This window comes from Murimonas intestini (assembly GCF_024622195.1).
Classification (GTDB): domain Bacteria; phylum Bacillota; class Clostridia; order Lachnospirales; family Lachnospiraceae; genus Murimonas; species Murimonas intestini.
Map to the genome: position 1 here is coordinate 183,235 of NZ_JANKBI010000005.1, position 16,192 is coordinate 199,426.

17 protein-coding genes are annotated in these 16,192 nt (G+C 44.5%); 1 reads left to right on the forward strand and 16 read right to left on the reverse strand.

Going from position 1 to position 16,192, the window contains the following annotated elements; genetic code table 11:
* Window positions 1–13: 13 nt before the first annotated feature.
* From NSB28_RS10310 to NSB28_RS10335, 6 genes are all read right to left on the reverse strand, one after another.
* Window positions 14–2,773, reverse strand: coding sequence for a hypothetical protein (locus NSB28_RS10310; protein WP_257497504.1), 2,760 nt, complete (start codon window positions 2,771–2,773; stop codon window positions 14–16).
* A gap of 11 nt (window positions 2,774–2,784) precedes the next feature.
* Window positions 2,785–3,690, reverse strand: coding sequence for a carbohydrate ABC transporter permease (locus tag NSB28_RS10315; protein ID WP_109625143.1), 906 nt, complete (start codon window positions 3,688–3,690; stop codon window positions 2,785–2,787).
* An 11-nt stretch (window positions 3,691–3,701) separates the two neighbouring features.
* Window positions 3,702–4,658, reverse strand: a complete 957-nt coding sequence (locus tag NSB28_RS10320; protein WP_109625144.1) for an ABC transporter permease — start codon at window positions 4,656–4,658, stop codon at window positions 3,702–3,704.
* A 113-nt stretch (window positions 4,659–4,771) separates the two neighbouring features.
* Window positions 4,772–6,286 (reverse strand): ABC transporter substrate-binding protein, encoded by a 1,515-nt coding sequence (locus tag NSB28_RS10325; RefSeq protein ID WP_109625145.1) that lies wholly within the window; start codon window positions 6,284–6,286, stop codon window positions 4,772–4,774.
* Between the two features lie 332 nt (window positions 6,287–6,618).
* The gene (locus tag NSB28_RS10330) at window positions 6,619–7,416 is read right to left on the reverse strand and encodes a response regulator transcription factor (RefSeq protein WP_109625147.1); all 798 of its coding nucleotides are present in this window, start codon (window positions 7,414–7,416) and stop codon (window positions 6,619–6,621) included.
* On the reverse strand, window positions 7,413–9,089 hold the full coding sequence (locus tag NSB28_RS10335; RefSeq protein WP_257497505.1) for a sensor histidine kinase: 1,677 nt from the start codon (window positions 9,087–9,089) through the stop codon (window positions 7,413–7,415). Before NSB28_RS10335 ends, NSB28_RS10330 begins: the two co-directional genes overlap by 4 nt.
* 242 nt (window positions 9,090–9,331) lie before the next feature.
* On the opposite strand from NSB28_RS10335, the gene NSB28_RS10340 reads away from it, so the two are divergent.
* Window positions 9,332–10,102 (forward strand): class I SAM-dependent methyltransferase, encoded by a 771-nt coding sequence (locus tag NSB28_RS10340; protein ID WP_109625149.1) that lies wholly within the window; start codon window positions 9,332–9,334, stop codon window positions 10,100–10,102.
* A gap of 270 nt (window positions 10,103–10,372) precedes the next feature.
* Here the strand turns inward: NSB28_RS10340 and NSB28_RS10345 are convergent, their stop codons facing one another.
* The 10 genes from NSB28_RS10345 to NSB28_RS10390 all read right to left on the reverse strand — a co-directional run bounded on the left by NSB28_RS10345 (window position 10,373) and on the right by NSB28_RS10390 (window position 16,090).
* Window positions 10,373–10,909, reverse strand: a complete 537-nt coding sequence (locus tag NSB28_RS10345) for a bL17 family ribosomal protein (protein WP_109625150.1) — start codon at window positions 10,907–10,909, stop codon at window positions 10,373–10,375.
* Window positions 10,910–10,989: 80 nt separating this feature from the next.
* Window positions 10,990–11,949, reverse strand: a complete 960-nt coding sequence (locus NSB28_RS10350) for a DNA-directed RNA polymerase subunit alpha (protein WP_109625151.1) — start codon at window positions 11,947–11,949, stop codon at window positions 10,990–10,992.
* 56 nt (window positions 11,950–12,005) lie between these two features.
* Complete coding sequence (gene rpsD / locus NSB28_RS10355) at window positions 12,006–12,599, reverse strand: 30S ribosomal protein S4 (protein ID WP_109625152.1); 594 nt, start codon at window positions 12,597–12,599, stop codon at window positions 12,006–12,008.
* A gap of 17 nt (window positions 12,600–12,616) precedes the next feature.
* The gene (rpsK, locus tag NSB28_RS10360) at window positions 12,617–13,012 is read right to left on the reverse strand and encodes a 30S ribosomal protein S11 (RefSeq protein ID WP_109625153.1); all 396 of its coding nucleotides are present in this window, start codon (window positions 13,010–13,012) and stop codon (window positions 12,617–12,619) included.
* A gap of 100 nt (window positions 13,013–13,112) precedes the next feature.
* Window positions 13,113–13,481 (reverse strand): 30S ribosomal protein S13, encoded by a 369-nt coding sequence (gene rpsM, locus NSB28_RS10365; RefSeq protein ID WP_109625154.1) that lies wholly within the window; start codon window positions 13,479–13,481, stop codon window positions 13,113–13,115.
* Between the two features lie 335 nt (window positions 13,482–13,816).
* Window positions 13,817–13,930 (reverse strand): 50S ribosomal protein L36, encoded by a 114-nt coding sequence (gene rpmJ / locus NSB28_RS10370; RefSeq protein ID WP_003497809.1) that lies wholly within the window; start codon window positions 13,928–13,930, stop codon window positions 13,817–13,819.
* Window positions 13,931–14,164: 234 nt separating this feature from the next.
* Window positions 14,165–14,383, reverse strand: a complete 219-nt coding sequence (gene infA / locus NSB28_RS10375) for a translation initiation factor IF-1 (RefSeq protein WP_109625155.1) — start codon at window positions 14,381–14,383, stop codon at window positions 14,165–14,167.
* Window position 14,384: 1 nt separating this feature from the next.
* Window positions 14,385–14,663: a KOW domain-containing RNA-binding protein gene (locus NSB28_RS10380; RefSeq protein WP_109625156.1), complete on the reverse strand. Its 279-nt coding sequence runs from the start codon at window positions 14,661–14,663 to the stop codon at window positions 14,385–14,387.
* Window positions 14,664–14,675: 12 nt separating this feature from the next.
* Window positions 14,676–15,440 (reverse strand): type I methionyl aminopeptidase, encoded by a 765-nt coding sequence (gene map, locus NSB28_RS10385; RefSeq protein ID WP_109625157.1) that lies wholly within the window; start codon window positions 15,438–15,440, stop codon window positions 14,676–14,678.
* A 5-nt stretch (window positions 15,441–15,445) separates the two neighbouring features.
* The gene (locus tag NSB28_RS10390; protein WP_109625158.1) at window positions 15,446–16,090 is read right to left on the reverse strand and encodes an adenylate kinase; all 645 of its coding nucleotides are present in this window, start codon (window positions 16,088–16,090) and stop codon (window positions 15,446–15,448) included.
* Between the last annotated feature and the right edge of the window lie 102 nt (window positions 16,091–16,192).

The window sequence follows — 16,192 nt, forward strand, 5'->3', positions numbered from 1 at the left end:
CTTCCCTCCCGAATCATATTCTCACGGTCTGTGCAGACAGCAGCAAAACTTTACCTACTATCCCCGCAGGAGACAATGGCGCCGGAACTCCCATTCCTGCCACATCCGCACCCATGGCTGCCGCTTTCCTCTCCAGGGTAGTCGCCACCTCTATGGCTAGTGTAACTTCTCCGTCCAGATTCCCCAGCTCATAGTAATATGGCTGTGCAGTGCGCATACCCACAGATTTTCCGTTCACAAATACTTCTGCTGATTCATAGGCATCCTCTATCCTGAGGACTGCCGATTTTAAATTATCTGTATATATCTTCGTTTCATACCGGTAGAAGCCTGAAAATTCAGGGTGGAGCCTGGCCATCCCTTCCGTCAGTTCTGCCTTCTCCTCCCCAAAAAACTCCGGATAAGATTTAGCTTCACATCTGGAAACTGTAAAGTCCGTCAGCTCTGTTGCCTGAACCAGCTCTTCTACTGCCTCCGGGCTATCGCCCCCCGGCTTCTTCACATCTTCAGCCCTGCCTCCTGCTGCTTCACGCCCTTCGTTCCTTCCTCCCAGGACATCCATCCCCCCGGACACTGTCAATACAAGCATCTCCAGAGGCGCCAGCTTCACATAGACTTTTGTCCCCTCTTCTATCTCCCTTGTCTTTACAGGAAGCAGGCGGTTATCCCACCCATCATAAGCTGCCAGGCTGCCTTTTACGGGCAGCGTCACCCACTGGCTGAACTCATTTCCTGCATCTTCATTTAAAATAAGATAAATATCTCCGCCATTCTCGTAATGATAGACTGTCAGATAACGTGCCTTTGGCTCTGTCTTGGCAGTCCTGAGAGGAAACTGTGCAAACTGGCCTGCAAGCTCTTTTACCGGAACTACTGTACAGCCTGAAAGCTTCTCTGTCATATCTCTGCTCATATCCGGCGCCGCATCGCTTATCCCCTCCGGCAGGCGTCCAGTAAAGATCACGGGGAATCCCTGCCCCTGAGCCTTTATGGCAAATTCCGCAGCCGCCCTTGTTATAAACCGGGAGCCTGAGATCACCAGCGCTCTCAGCTCTGTACCATTCACTCTCAGTATTTTCTCCTTCTCATCAAAAGAAGCGTTGTATAGATCAGGTTCAGCGAACACATCAGAAGGAATCAGCAGAAAATTGATCTGGTTCTCTGTCAGGTATCTGCAGGCATGTATGTTGCTCTCATATTCCCCTGCCCACTGGCTCTCCCCATGGTAAAGAAGCGCCACCTTCGCACAGTCTGTGCCGCCGTCGATCAGATGGCAGATGCGGTTCGTATAAGCCATCAGCGCCCCAAAAGCACGATACTGGGGATTCTCACCATGTGCATAAAAATGAGGCGGACAGTCCGGGTCAGGAAACGCTTTCGGAGAAAACGCATGGGGGACAAAACGGTTTACGCCCCTAGCCAGAAAATGATCCATCAGATATTTCTCTGTGCGCACTCCCAGCCTCCATCCATATGCCCCAAAGTTTTCACACATACAGCGCCCTTTTTTCTTAGGATCTACAGCAGCCGCAGAGGCCCCCATCCTTCCCAGCATATAGTGATAAAATCCCGCATCATCCTGGCACATCTGCGGCTGTCTTCTCGGTGCATCCTGTGCTCCGGGCACTACCTGGCCGCCGATATTATCAATGCCCGCCATATGCTGGCCGGATAAGCCCCTGAAAAAATGCCCCATACTTGGTCCCAGATTTGCATTAGAATCACAATCCTCCAGCATATGACCTATATATTCTGTCCCATGCTCCTGACACCATTCTCCCAGCTGGTTTGAAAAACACTCAGACACCAGCCTGCTGACCGCATTCATATATGCAATGCGCATCCTGGCCGTCAGATGAGTATCTGCATCCTGGCTCCACAGACAGTTCAGATGAGATCTCCATCCGTCATCCCCATATTCCCGTGTAAAGGCCTTTTCCATTTCTTTTGACCAGGAAAGCGGCATATCCGGTTTCCCTATCAGGTCACCAGCCGTATATCCCGGGGTATTTCCAATTGGCGGCTCGTCACTGAAAAAACCTGCTATCACATTTCCAAAATATTTCCCGTATCTTCTATAATGGGGTTCATAGACAGCGTCTATCAGCAGACGGCAGGAGTCCCTGTCCAGAAAATTTATATAGTCATTCCGTCCTTTTGCATCTCTTGTCAGATAGATTATGTAAATCTTCCAATATCCTTCCGGCACATCCCATATCAGTCTACTGCCTTTTATATCCTCTGTCAAATCAACTGTCTCTCCCTCTGCGCCGCCCTCCAGGATGCGGGACGCAAGGACACGAAACAGCCGGTCATCATTAAATTTTCTGATTCCCTCCGGCTCGGGAGGCATCCATGGCGGTGCCGGCTGCGGCCTGGCATAGGCCGCCACGTCAATTTCCATTTCCTTCCTGGGCCCCCAGGATCCTAATGTATTATAATCCAGATACTGGTGGCAGTACATGGCATCTGCATTTACGACTGCACCGGCAGCATACCCGGTGGGAAAATGCTGGTCATCCAGGATCCATACGCGCATATTTCTCTTTACCGCTTCATCCAGAATGATGTCCATGTCTCTCCACCACCCGGGTCCTGCAAAATCAGGATGAGGACGGCTCTCCACACATACCTCATCTATATTAGATTCCTTGATCGCTTTCATATATTCTCTTAATACGGCTTCCTCTTCCCCATGCTGCCAGAAAAAAGGCAGAATATAATTTCCGCCCTTATTCTCTAATAATTGTGTAACCCTTTCTCTCAGGTCCATAATCTCTCCTCTCATTCTTTCACCCCGCCCAGTGTGATTCCTTTTACAAAGTACTTCTGGAAAAACGGGTAAGCGCACATTACCGGCAGGATACCGATCACAGCAACTGCCATACGCATTGTAGTGGACGGCAGCTGCTGGGTGGCCTTTGCCGCCAGCTCCGAGTTATTTGCCAGGAAATTGATATTTTCATTGATCTTATTTAACACGATCTGGATCGTAAAATACTGTGAACCTCCATTTTCTGTCAGGAAATACAGGCCATTCGTCCAATCATTCCAGTAACCGATGCCTGTCATCAGCCCTATTGTCGCCAGGATCGGCACTGACAGAGGAAGCACTATTTTAGTAAACACAGAAAATACGCCTGCACCGTCAATTTTTGCCGCCTCCAGAATACTGGGGCTGATACTGTTAGTGAAATAATTTTTAACCAGCACCACATTAAACGGACTCATCAGAAACGAAGGGACGATCAATGCCCAGATGGTGTTCTTTATGTGGAAGATATTTGAGTATACATAATAGCTCGCCACGATCCCTCCGTTAAAGAGCATAGTAAAAATGCTCAGAAACATCAGAATTTTATGTCCGGGCAGTTTATCGTTGCTTACAGCAAAGGCAAATGTACTTGTAATAACAAGGCTTAAAACTGTACCCACAACTGTCACTACAATTGTCATCATATATGCACGCCCAATGGTCCCCCATTCAGAAGCAATATACTTGTATGCTTCCAGGCTCCATTTCGCCGGTGCGAAGGAATAGCCATTTATAAGCGCTGTCTGGTTATCCGTGAAAGAAGCAATTACCAGCAGGACAAATGGGAGCAGCGCCAATAGAGATCCAATGATCATGACTGCATGTGCCGCAATCTGCCATACGGTGCTTTCATTTATTTTTCTTTTCTCATTCATGGTATCCCTCCTTAAAACAATGCATTCTCTTTGCTGACCCTGCGGATGAAAGCATTCGCTCCAAGGATCATCACAAACCCGACAATAGACTGATATACGCTGGCCGCACTTGACATACCGAAATCACTGCTCTTCATCAGCGCGTTATAGACATATACATCAATGGTCCTGGTCACGCTGTACAAAGAACCGCTGTTCATGGGTATCTGATAGAAAAGCCCGAAATCTGAATAGAAGATACGCCCGATCTGAAGGACGAACATAGTAATAATCGTGGGCTTTAAAAGTGGAATAGTAATACGCTTAATCTGCTGCCATTTAGAGGCCCCGTCCAGAGTAGCTGCCTCATAATAATCCTGGCTGATGCCCACAATGCTGCTGTAGTAGATAATCATGGCATAGCCGACGCCTTTCCACAGGTGCACAAAAGTCAGGATAAACGGCCAGTATTTTGGCGTGTTGTACCAGGATACGGGATCCATCCCCAGATTAGCCAAAATCCCATTATTGATCAGTCCTGTCTCAGCTGAGAGCAGAGCATAAGCCAGATAACTGGCGATTACCCAGCTCATCAGATATGGCAGAAGGATCAGGCTCTGGTACAGCCTGCTGGCAACCTTGCTTCGTATCTCATTGATGAGAATGGCTATCCCAATGGCAAACACTGTCGTCAGGATGATAAATGCTATATTATAAAGCAGTGTGTTTCTCGTAATCGTCAATGCGTCCTTAGAAGCAAAAAGGAATTTAAAATTATCAAATCCGCACCAGTCACTGCCAAAGATCCCCTTTCTAAAGTTCAGATTCTTAAAGGCTATGACAATACCGAACATGGGGAGATAATTATTGCAGAGCATGTAAATGACACCTGGAAGTGCCAGCAGATAATACGGGAGATATTCTTTCCAGCGGAATTTCTTTTTTGTCTTTCCTGCATTTTTCCCAGGAACTACTTTTTTATCAGACATTTTAACCCTCCTTTAGGCGGAAAAAGGCTCCGGGATGATCCCCGGAGCCTCCCTCTCATTCATTTTATCAGGGCAGCCATCCAGTAACCGGACAGCTGCGCTTCCATATTCTATTATTCCTGAGCCGCTTTCCATTCGTCATACTGTCTCTGATTTTCAGCGATAACCTCATCGATGCCCGCCGCTTTCAGGGAGCTTCTGAAGTTCTCCAGCTCTGTCGCAGGATCCACTACCCCGAGGCCAAGGACTGCCTGGTACTGGGTGATGACATCGCTGACTGCCGCATACTGTGTCTTCACAGGTTCGCTGTTGAAACAATATCCAAGTGCCTTCGAAATATGTTCTTCTTTGACAGATTCATTAAATTCTTTCATTTTATCATAATAAGTCTCATCCATAGGAGGCAGCTGATAATCCTGCATCTTATCGCCCCAAACATTTAAGATAGCCGTATATGGCGTGTTGCTGCTGTCAATCCCTTCCGGGTACTCGATCAGGCAGTCGCTTCCCTCCTGGAAATTCCAGTGTTCCCCTTCAATACCGCGGTAGATCAGGTTAATGAGATCTTTATCCTTATATGTAAGGTACAAAAACTCCATCGTCTTCTCCGGGTTGTCACAGGTGATCGGGATCATCCACTGTGTAACCTGATACAGCTGAGTCATAGATGTCGGCGCTGATGTATACAGAGGAACAATTTCTGTCCCTACATAATCCTGCATTAAACGGGTGTGGTTGAGGATCATGTCCGGCTCTGCACTTGAAAACATCCCGAAATAATTTCCTGTCTGCATCTGTACAAGGGAAGAATCTGTCACTGTATTACAGTCTTTGGACAAATAGCCTTCCTCAAACCAGGTCCTCACTGTATTACAGAAGCTCTCAAATTCTGCTGTCTCAAAATAATTTACGATTTCGTCCCCGCCGTTGCCATAGTCTGTCAGAACACCTGACGCATATGTGGCACCCAGCTGGTCTGTGTGGTCAAAGAAAGAATACAGCGGGTCTTCACTTCCGTTTATAGCTACACAGTGGAACGCCCCTCCTTCCCCTTCCTGAACTACTTTAAAAATATCTGTCAGCTCATCTGCCGTATAAATTTTATTCTCGTCATATTCAATGTTGTATTTATCCAGCAAATCTTTACGGCACTCAAAAGCTTTTACACGCGCCATTTTTTCTTCTGTGGGAATTCCGTAAAGAGCGCCATTAAAATAACCGCCATTCATAGCAATTCCTTCTGCTGTCAGTATGTCCTGGCCATACTCCTCTACCAGGTCATCCAGCTCGATCAGCATGCCTTTATTTACATAATTGGCTACACCGCCTTCAAAAATGCTGATTGCCAGATCCAGTTTTTCTCCTGAGGATACCATCAGGCTTGTGGTATTGTTCGTTTCAAAAGCGCTTACAGGATAGAATGTCACATGGACGCCAATCTCAGATTCTACACGTGCATTGATTCCATCCTCCACCTTCTGCAGATCCGGCGGTGTAGTTCCGAGAGTCGGATACTGGATAACTATCTCATAGATGTCATCCTCCGCTGCTGATACAGTCATACCACTGGTCATTCCCATGGCCATGACAGCCGACATTGCAAGTGCTGCTGCTCTTTTCAATTTCATTTTTGTTTCCTCCCTTGATTTGTTTTCGTTGACTCTTTGTCATCTGTTGGGATAATTGTATAATAATTCTTATGCTCCAACAATTATGGAACCCGACATTCTATTTCACTTTTACGACTTTGCTTATTATAATTTTACGATCCATATTTTCACTTTTACGACTTTATTTTCAAACAAGCCCTGGTCCGGTACAGGGAGATATGTATATAAATACCGGGAATGCTGGATTTTTACAGCATCCCCGGTATTTATATATGCCAGAGCATTTTTCAAGTTACTGTTCACTCCGTGACCAGTAACACGCTCCGGCCGTGTACTCTGCTCCTCTCTGGTCATATTTCTTCCTGCATATGATCCTTTCTGTACTGTGAAGGCGTACATCCATAATATCTCTTAAAAGAGGACGCAAAATACGGATAATTATTATATCCGGCCCTCTCTGCCGCTCTGTTTACATCGTTCTTCGGGTTTTCCAACAAAAGGCCTGCCAGCTTCATCCTCTCCTGAATCAGATACTGGCTGATCGACATCCCGCTTTCCTTCTTAAAGACGCGGTTCAGGTAATCCTTATTCAGAAACAGGGCATCAGCAATATCAGCCACCTGAAGTTCACTGTCACTCAGATGTCTGCTGATATACTCCTCCACTTGTTTTGCTATTTCTTTTGGGCTTCTCGTATTCCTTCCCGCTGCCTCCGGCTCTTCTTCGGGGCTTTCTGCCGCATAATACCTGGACAGCGCCTTATCCTTCCTGCGTGCCTCTGCTGTCTCACATACTTTGCGCAGACGCTGTTCAATCACTTCATAGGGAGCAGGCTTTAAAATATAATCACTGCTGCCCAGTGAAATCGCCTCCTGCGCATATTCAAAACTGGCGTGGCAGGTCAGAAAGATACAGGCGATCTCCTGATTGCTTTCCCTGATCATCCGAAGCAGATCTATTCCGCTGTCTCCGGGCATTTCAATGTCACAGAGCATAATATCTACCTGCTGGGCTCTTATTATCTGCAGGGCACGTTCCGCGCTGCAGGCTGTCCAGATACTGCCGTCGATGCCGCAGGCTTTCCAGTTGACACCGTCCATCATTCCCTTTATAGCCACCATCTCATCATCTACGATTAACAGATTCACATTTCCTCCTCCTTTGGCAGTACAATAGTAAAACAGGTGCCTTCACCCAGTTCTGATTCAACTGTGAGTTTTCCTCTCTCACCATAGAAATAACGTATTCTTCTGTATGAATTTGCAATTCCCACATGCACACGCCCCTGGTTTTCCTCCGGAAAAACTCCATTGTTAATATTATCAGCCATTTCAGGATCCATTCCCGGGCCGTCATCTGCTATGATAAAGACCGCCTCATCCTCCGACGTGTACGCCTCTAAACGTATATGTACTTTCTGGTCATAATTTATCACATGCTTAAATATATTTTCTATGAAATTATGTATCAGAAGCGGCGGCACAGGCACTTCCAGCGCTTCAGGCTCCACTTCATATACAACTTCATACCAGTTGGGATACCGCATTGCAGACACTTCCAGATATTTCTGGATCAGGACAAATTCTCTCCCGAAGGGCTGCAGGTCTTTTCCGCTCTGAAAAATATGCCTGAAATAATCAGAAAGATAAAGAGCCAGTTTCTGGATGTTCTGATAGTTCTCAATCTGTGCAAAGCTGTAAAGCAGATTGAACATATTCAGCAAAAAGTGAGGGCGGATCTGCAGCTGCAGATTTTTTAATTCCATCTTCCGTTTTTCCAGCTGCATTCTCTGACTTTCAAGTTCCTTTTCATAATTCTCTATCTTGAGCTCCTGGATCCTGTCCGCCATGGAGTTAAATGTACTGTCGATAACCTCAAATTCTTCGGAAGACTTCTGATGGGGAATACGGTAAGACTGCTCGCCGCTCTCCAGATGTTCCATAGCATTTCTTATCCTTTTAAGGGGAGAGAGTACAATTCTATGCATGGCCAGGACAAGTACAGGTATCAGAAGCAGATACAGGCCAACCAGCACAAGACACAGGATCTGGAGCAGTGAAAGCCTGGAATAGCTGTCCTTGCGAGGCACAAACATACTCATCTGAAGATCAGACTTTTGGGAGACTGTATTTACATAAAGTGTTTGTTCCGGAACTTCTATACTCTCCTGCCTTTTGGAAAACCGGACATCCGTCTCCGAGAAGCTGGAATTTCTCTCTATCTCCGCAGCCAGATTTTCTAAAGAAAACAGAGCTCCATAATAAAAGTCATCCACTGCGCAGATTTTAATCACCCATTTGATCCCACCTATATTTGCAATAGACCAGTTACCATATCCAACCCCTGCATTTTCTTTCATCCATTCTATGATCTTCTCTTTCTGCCGGAGCATTTCCATCTCATTTTTTCCTTCCAGTGCAGTCAGACTGGCATATGTCTCTTCATATTTTTTGCCATACCAGAAAAAACCATCTGCCAGAGCTTTATTCCCTGCATTGCTGTTCAGATAACGGGCCAGCTTTGTCTCCGCCCGGTAATATGCCCCGTCACGCTCCCCCTGTGCAGCAAAGATATGGAAATCTTCCCGGTCTTCTACCATAGAATAAAAGAATTCATTCATAGCCTCGATCCTGTTGTCCAACTGCTGCATAGCCAGATTAGACATACTCTCCATAGACTGTTCTGTCTGTATACGAGCACTCCACAGAGACTGCCCCACAGTCACAATAGCGATCAGATTAAAGGGGAGGATCAGCAGGATCAGGATCCAGACAAGCTTTCCCGTTATAGAATTCCATATTTTTATTTTCTCAATTTTCATACGCATCACCTCGCGACTCTGAGTTAAGTATAAGCTGTGTTATTCTTATATGTCAAGATATCTGGAAATCGTTACTGGTCACTCCGTGGCCAGTAACCTAAAATCTCACACTTGACATGCAGTTCTCATTCTGTTAGTCTCTATACTAAATCTGATCCATCCCGAAAAATACAGATACATAGAAAGTTTAAAAATTGAAGAATAAGAAAATTACAAATAAGTACAACAAGGAGGGGATTTATATGGCAAATACTGTTACCGAATACTATAACAATTATGATGAGGAACACCGGTTATTTAAAGATAACCTCCACCGCATCGAATGGCTGACAACGATGCACTTCTTTGACAAATTATTGAAACCTGAGTCAAAAATTTTCGACGGATGCGCGGGAACCGGCAGTTATTCCTTTGCCCTGGCTGAAAAAGGCCATCATGTCACTGCCAGTGACATCGTTCCATCTAATGTGGCGCTTATCCGCTCCAAACAGCAGAACACACCCATCCTCCGCGATATATTTACAGGAGATATCTGCCATGTTCCCCAATATACTGATGAGTACTTTGATACTGTCCTTTGCATGGGAGCTTTCTATCATTTAGATCATAAGACAAGAATTTCAGCCATGCAGGAATGCCTCCGGTTACTAAAAAAGGACGGCCTTTTGGCAGTCAGTTATATCAGCCTCATGGCGAGCCTGGCATTAAATTTACATGAACATCTGGAAAATATAGATACGATCAGAGACTGCTACCATAAACAAACCTTCGGCGATTCCTTTACTTTTATGACACCTCAGGATGCCGAAAGCCTGGCTGGCCTTTTTTCTCTAAAAATAGTTAAGCATCTGACTACTGACGGACCTGCTTATTTATATGCAGATAAGATAAATTCAGCTGACAGTGATAATTTTAATAAATACATACAGCTGCATATAGAGACATGTGAAGATAAAAGTATACTGGGATTGGGACTGCATGGACTGATCATATTTCAGAAATGCGAACGATGAATCGTGTTGCAGGGTGGCGTTGCTGACATTCTTTTATTTGATTTGTCGCTAGCTTAACATAGAAAAACCACCCTATACTTTGACCGGTAGCAGGGTGGAATTTCTACTTTACTATTGGGCCAACCCACCTTGTGGGCGGTTGTCCCTCTTTATGTCTATATCATAACAGATTTCAGTTATCTATTCAAGAATTTTTTACAGTATGTAGTTGAAAAAGAGCGCTACAGTATATGCTGCAGCGCTCTTCTTACACTCTATTTTTTATCGAAACTACACAAGCTCGATAAGAACTTCCATAGCTCCGTCACCTCTACGCTGGCCGATCTTTACGATCCTGGTGTAACCACCATTGCGGTCTGCGTATTTAGGAGCGATATCTGTGAATAATTTCTCAGCGATATCAACTTCTTTAGTATTTTTCTTCTTTCCAGCTGCTTCCTGCGGAACTTCCTTTACAGTGTAAAGAATTTTCTTCATCTCTCTTCTTGCATGAAGTCTGGAAGGAGCATCCTTCTTGATTTCTTTCTGAACTTCATCGTAAACGGTTACTTTCTTGCCATCTACAACTTCTTTCACTCTCTTGCCGTCTTTGTCTTTTCTTGCTACCTTTGCAGTAACTGTAACGGTCTCAAAATTGTCTTTTTCCCTTACTGCCATAGCAATAAGTTTTTCAACAACTTTACGGATTTCTTTTGCTTTTGCTTCTGTTGTAACCATTTTACCATTATGAAGTAAAGAAGTTACCTGAGCTCTGATCAATGCCTTTCTCTGGCTTGATGTTCTGCTAAGTTTTCTATAACCTGCCATTTTAATTTCCTCCATTTGTGGAACATCCGGAAACGCACTTCGGGCTTACTCACCGGATGCTGTCTTGTCCATAATGTTTATTATTCGTCGCTTGGATTAAGCTGTAAGCCAAGCTCCTTTAATTTGCCTAAAACCTCTTCTAATGATTTACGTCCTAAATTACGAACTTTCATCATGTCTTCTGAAGTTCTGTTGCACAATTCTTCAACGGTATTGATACCGGCTCTCTTTAAGCAGTTATAGGAACGAACAGATAACTCTAACTCGTCAATGTTCATTTCCAATACTTTTTCTTTTTCATTGTCTTCTTTTTCAATCATTACTTCTGCGGATTTCGCATTTTCTGATAAGTCAATAAACAAGCTTAAGTGTGCGCTCAGGACTTTTGCAGCCAGGCTGACTGCTTCATCCGGCGCCAGAGTACCGTTTGTAAATACATCTAATGTCAGCTTATCGTAATCGGTAATCTGACCTACACGGGTGTTCTGAACAGTCAGATTGACACGCTCTACAGGTGTGTAGATAGCGTCCACAGCGATAACACCGATAGGCATATCATCTGTCTTGCCTTTATCTGCGCTCACATAGCCTCTGCCCTTCGTGATGGTGAGTTCCATGTAAAGCTTACTGTCAGCACCGCCGTTTAAGGTTGCGATAACCTGGTCGGGGTTCAGTATCTCGATATCCTGATCTGCCTGGATATCTGCACCAGTAACTACGCCTTCGCCTTCAAATTCAATATAGGCAACTTTTGCTTCATTCGTCTCACTGTTATTCTTAATAGCCAGTGATTTGATGTTCATAATAATTTCGGTAACGTCTTCTTTTACACCAGGAATGGAACTGAATTCATGAAGTACACCTTCAATCTTCACCTGGCTCACTGCTGCTCCAGGTAATGAAGACAGCATGATTCTCCGAAGGGAATTGCCCAGTGTTGTTCCATAACCTCTTTCAAGAGGCTCAACAACAAATCTTCCGTATTTCTTGTCGTCTGATATCTCAGTTATCTCAATTTTTGGTTTATTAAAATCGAACACTACAATGCCCCTCCTTTTGGGTTATCTTTGTTTTGAGGGTTTCGAAATCACTTTAATTATTTAGAATATAATTCGACGATAAGCATTTCATCAACCGGCACATCGATAACTTCTCTTGCAGGAAGTTCCTTTACTGTGCCCTTTAAAGCTTCCTGGTCAGCCTCTAACCACTCCGGAACAAGTCTTCCGCCTGTAGCTTCCAGGATATCTTTATATCTCTGGGAACCTTTGCATTTTTCTTTGATTTCCACAGTGTCACCAGCTTTTACTAAGTAAGAAGGAATGTTAACCTGCTTTCCGTTTACCATAACATGCTTATGGTCAACGATCTGCCTTGCTTCTTTCCTTGTTCTGGCAAATCCTAAACGGTAGATTACATTATCAAGTCTGCTCTCTAATGTGATCATCAGGTTAGGGCCTGTCATACCCGGCATTTTTTCAGCCTTCTCATAATAGTTTCTGAAAGGTTTTTCCAGAACGCCATAGATGAATTTTGCTTTCTGTTTTTCTCTTAACTGTAAACCATACTCACTTACTTTACGGTTTGCTCTCTTTAATTCTCTGGTTGATTTTTTATCAATTCCTAAATATACCGGATCCAGACCGAGTGAACGGCATCTTTTAAGAACAGGAACTCTATTAACTGCCATTTTAACTTTCCTCCTGATTAGACTCTTCTACGTTTTGGTGGACGGCATCCGTTATGCGGAACCGGAGTTACGTCTCTGATACTTGTTACTTCAAGACCACATGCCTGAAGGGCACGGATTGCTGCTTCACGTCCTGAACCAGGTCCTTTAACAAAAACATCCACTGTTTTAAGGCCATGTACTAAAGCTGCTTTTGTAGCAGTTTCAGCTGCCATCTGAGCTGCATATGGAGTAGATTTCCTTGAACCTCTAAATCCCAGACCACCGGCACTTGCCCATGATAAAGCATTTCCTTCAGCATCTGTCAATGTTACGATTGTGTTATTGAAAGATGACTGGATATGTGCCTGTCCGCGTTCAACGTTTTTTCTGACACGCTTTTTTGTCACTTTTTTGGTAACTTTTTTAGCCATTTTAAACTAACCTACTTTCTCGTTTTCTAAATTAATGTGTTTATATAATAGACCGCACCGGAATCATGCTGCACTTAGCAGCCTGCATCCCTTAAGTGCACTATTTCTTCTTGTTTGCAACAGTTCTCTTAGGACCTTTTCTGGTTCTTGCATTTGTCTTAGTCTTCTGTCCACGTACAGGAAGTCCCTTCCTGTGACGGATTCCCCTGTAGCATCCGATCTCCTGAAGTCTCTTGATGTTCATGGCGATCTCTCTTCTTAAATCACCTTCTACAGTCTGAGATTCATCAATAACGTCACGGATTCTTCCTACTTCCTCATCTGTCAGATCTCTGACACGAGTACTCGGATCTACCTTTGCTTCTGCAAGGATTCTGTTTGAGCTTGTTCTACCAATACCATAGATATAAGTCAAGCCGATTTCTACACGTTTTTCTCTTGGTAAGTCTACACCAGCAATACGAGCCATGTAATTTTTTCCTCCATTTTCTGCTGACAGCTTTTTTTGTACAGCCCACTGTCCCGGGCGGACAATGTCTGAAATGTGTGTACTCTGAAGCTGTCTTAAGTTATATTGTCCCTAATTGAGATGCCAGGTTGGGCATCCAGCCGCATTTTAGATACGACCTTTCCGTAAGTATAGATATAAGAAGACATGGTACCTGCTGAGCCTTCCGCTGGTTTCCCAGACCTTACGGTATTATAAGCAATATAAATGTGAATCAAGTTCACTCTATATTCTTATCAGCACGAACAACTAAGCCGCGTGGTTCATGCTGCAGCCGCACAATAAACCTCACAAACTTAACCTTGTCTCTGTTTGTGTTTCGGATTTTCACAGATTACTCTGATGCTACCCTTTCTTTTGATGATCTTGCATTTCTCGCAAATTGGTTTAACTGATGATCTAACCTTCATTGTGGTAAATCCTCCTTTCATACCGATTGGCCGCCCTTTTTTGGGCATAATAAGGCATAAAAAATACACCTCTTTACAAAGTACGAGTGTTATTATAGCATCTGTATACAAAAAAAGCAAGTGTTATATTTAAAAAATTATACCTGGATATGTAAAACAGCAAGACACCAGATCCGATGCCTCACTGTTTCCATTATCAGCTTAAATTCTATTATATACAGAATTAAAAATGCCTTATTTATCTCTCCATATGATCCTGCCCTTAGAGAGGTCATACGGTGACATTTCTATAGTTACCTTATCTCCCGGCAGGATACGGATAAAATTCATGCGGAGCTTTCCGCTGATATGTGCCAGTATCTCATGCTTATTCTCAAGTTCTACCCTGAACATTGCATTTGGGAGCTTTTCTAATACGGTTCCTTCTACTTCAATAACATCTGCTTTTGACATCTTAAACCTCCTGAATCGAATTTGTCATCTTAAGACTTTTTAGTATTCGTTTAATTTCTTCATTTTTATATTCTCTGTCTATACTGTCCCTGGAGCCCTCCGGCACAGATTTAATAACCTGCATATGCATCAGTTTTTTCTTCTTCGGCCGTTCTGCAGTCCTCAGCCTCCCGTCCGCAAGATATGCATAATCACCTTCCAGCTTCAGTATCAGATATAAATGACCTCTGTCATGACCCGCCATAGATATGGCTGCCATCCCTGCCTGAACTCTTTCCATTCCGGCACCTCTTCATTCATTTAAGCGGCCAAGTGTAAGAATTTCCGGCTCACCTTCAGTAATCAGCACCGTGTTCTCGTAATGTGCTGAAAGAGATCCGTCCTCCGTCACTACAGTCCAGTCATCATCCAGCCACTCCACATCATAGCGTCCTGCGTTTATCATAGGCTCTATAGCCAGCGTCATGCCGGGTACAAGACGTATTCCCCTGCGCTTCTGATGGAAATTAGGTATCTGCGGGTCTTCATGAAGCGCATGGCCTATTCCGTGGCCCACAAGATCACGTACTACACCGTATCCAAAGCTTTCCGCATATGCGCCGATCGCATTGGAGATATCATGGAGATGGTTTCCTGCCTTTGCAAACTCTATTCCTTTGAAAAAGCTCTCTCTCGTCACATCCATGAGTTTCTGTGCTTCCTTACTGATCTCACCTACAGCGTGAGTCCTGGCCGCATCTGAGTGCATTCCCTGATAGATAAGCCCTGCATCCAGGCTGACAATGTCGCCTTCTTTTAATATATGGTCCTTACGGGGTATCCCATGCACCACTTCATCGTTCACTGATACACAGATGGACGCCGGATACCCGTTGTAATGAAGAAAATTCGGAGTACATCCAAAGCTTCTGATAATCTGCTCACCCAGGTGATCGATCTCCCAGGTAGAGATGCCGGGCTTTACAGCCTTGCCCAATTCGTCATGAACGATTTCAAGGAGCCTTCCGGCTTCTCTCATCAGTTCGATTTCCTTTGCAGACTTTATTGTTACTGACATACTATTTACGCTCCTAAAATTTGCACGATAGCCGCAAAGACATCGTCCATATCAACGGTGCCGTCTACTTCTCTGAGCACTCCGGCAGAGCCATAGTACTCGATCAGCGGCTGTGTCTGTTCATGATAAACATTCAGACGTTTCTTAACAGTTTCCGGCTTGTCATCATCTCTTAAGATCAGTTTTTCGCCGCAGATATCGCATACACCTTCTGTCTTCGTCGGGTTGAACTCCACATGGTAGGTAGCGCCGCAGCCTACACATGCCCTTCTTCCGCCCATTCTGTTTACGATATTCTCATCCGGTACTTCTACATTGATGGCATAGTCAATCTTCTCATTCAGCTTTGCCAGCGCCTCGTCGAGACACTGTGCCTGCGGGATGTTCCTTGGAAAACCATCCAGTATGTACCCGTTTTTGGCATCATCCTGCTGGATGCGGTCAATTACAAGATCCACTGTCAGCTCATCCGGAACTAAAAGTCCCTGGTCCATGTAAGTCTTGGCTTTCTTGCCCAGCTCTGTTCCCTGCTTGATATTCGCGCGGAAGATATCTCCCGTAGAAATGTGGGGAATCCCATATTTCTCAGCTATTCTCTTGGCCTGAGTCCCTTTTCCTGCTCCCGGTGCGCCTAACATGATAATCTTCATAAACCCTACCTCCTATAAAATTTTGTTTATATAGTATTTTAGTGCACTATCCCACCCACCGCATCCTGCACCTGCAGGATATGGCGGATAAAGAAGCACACT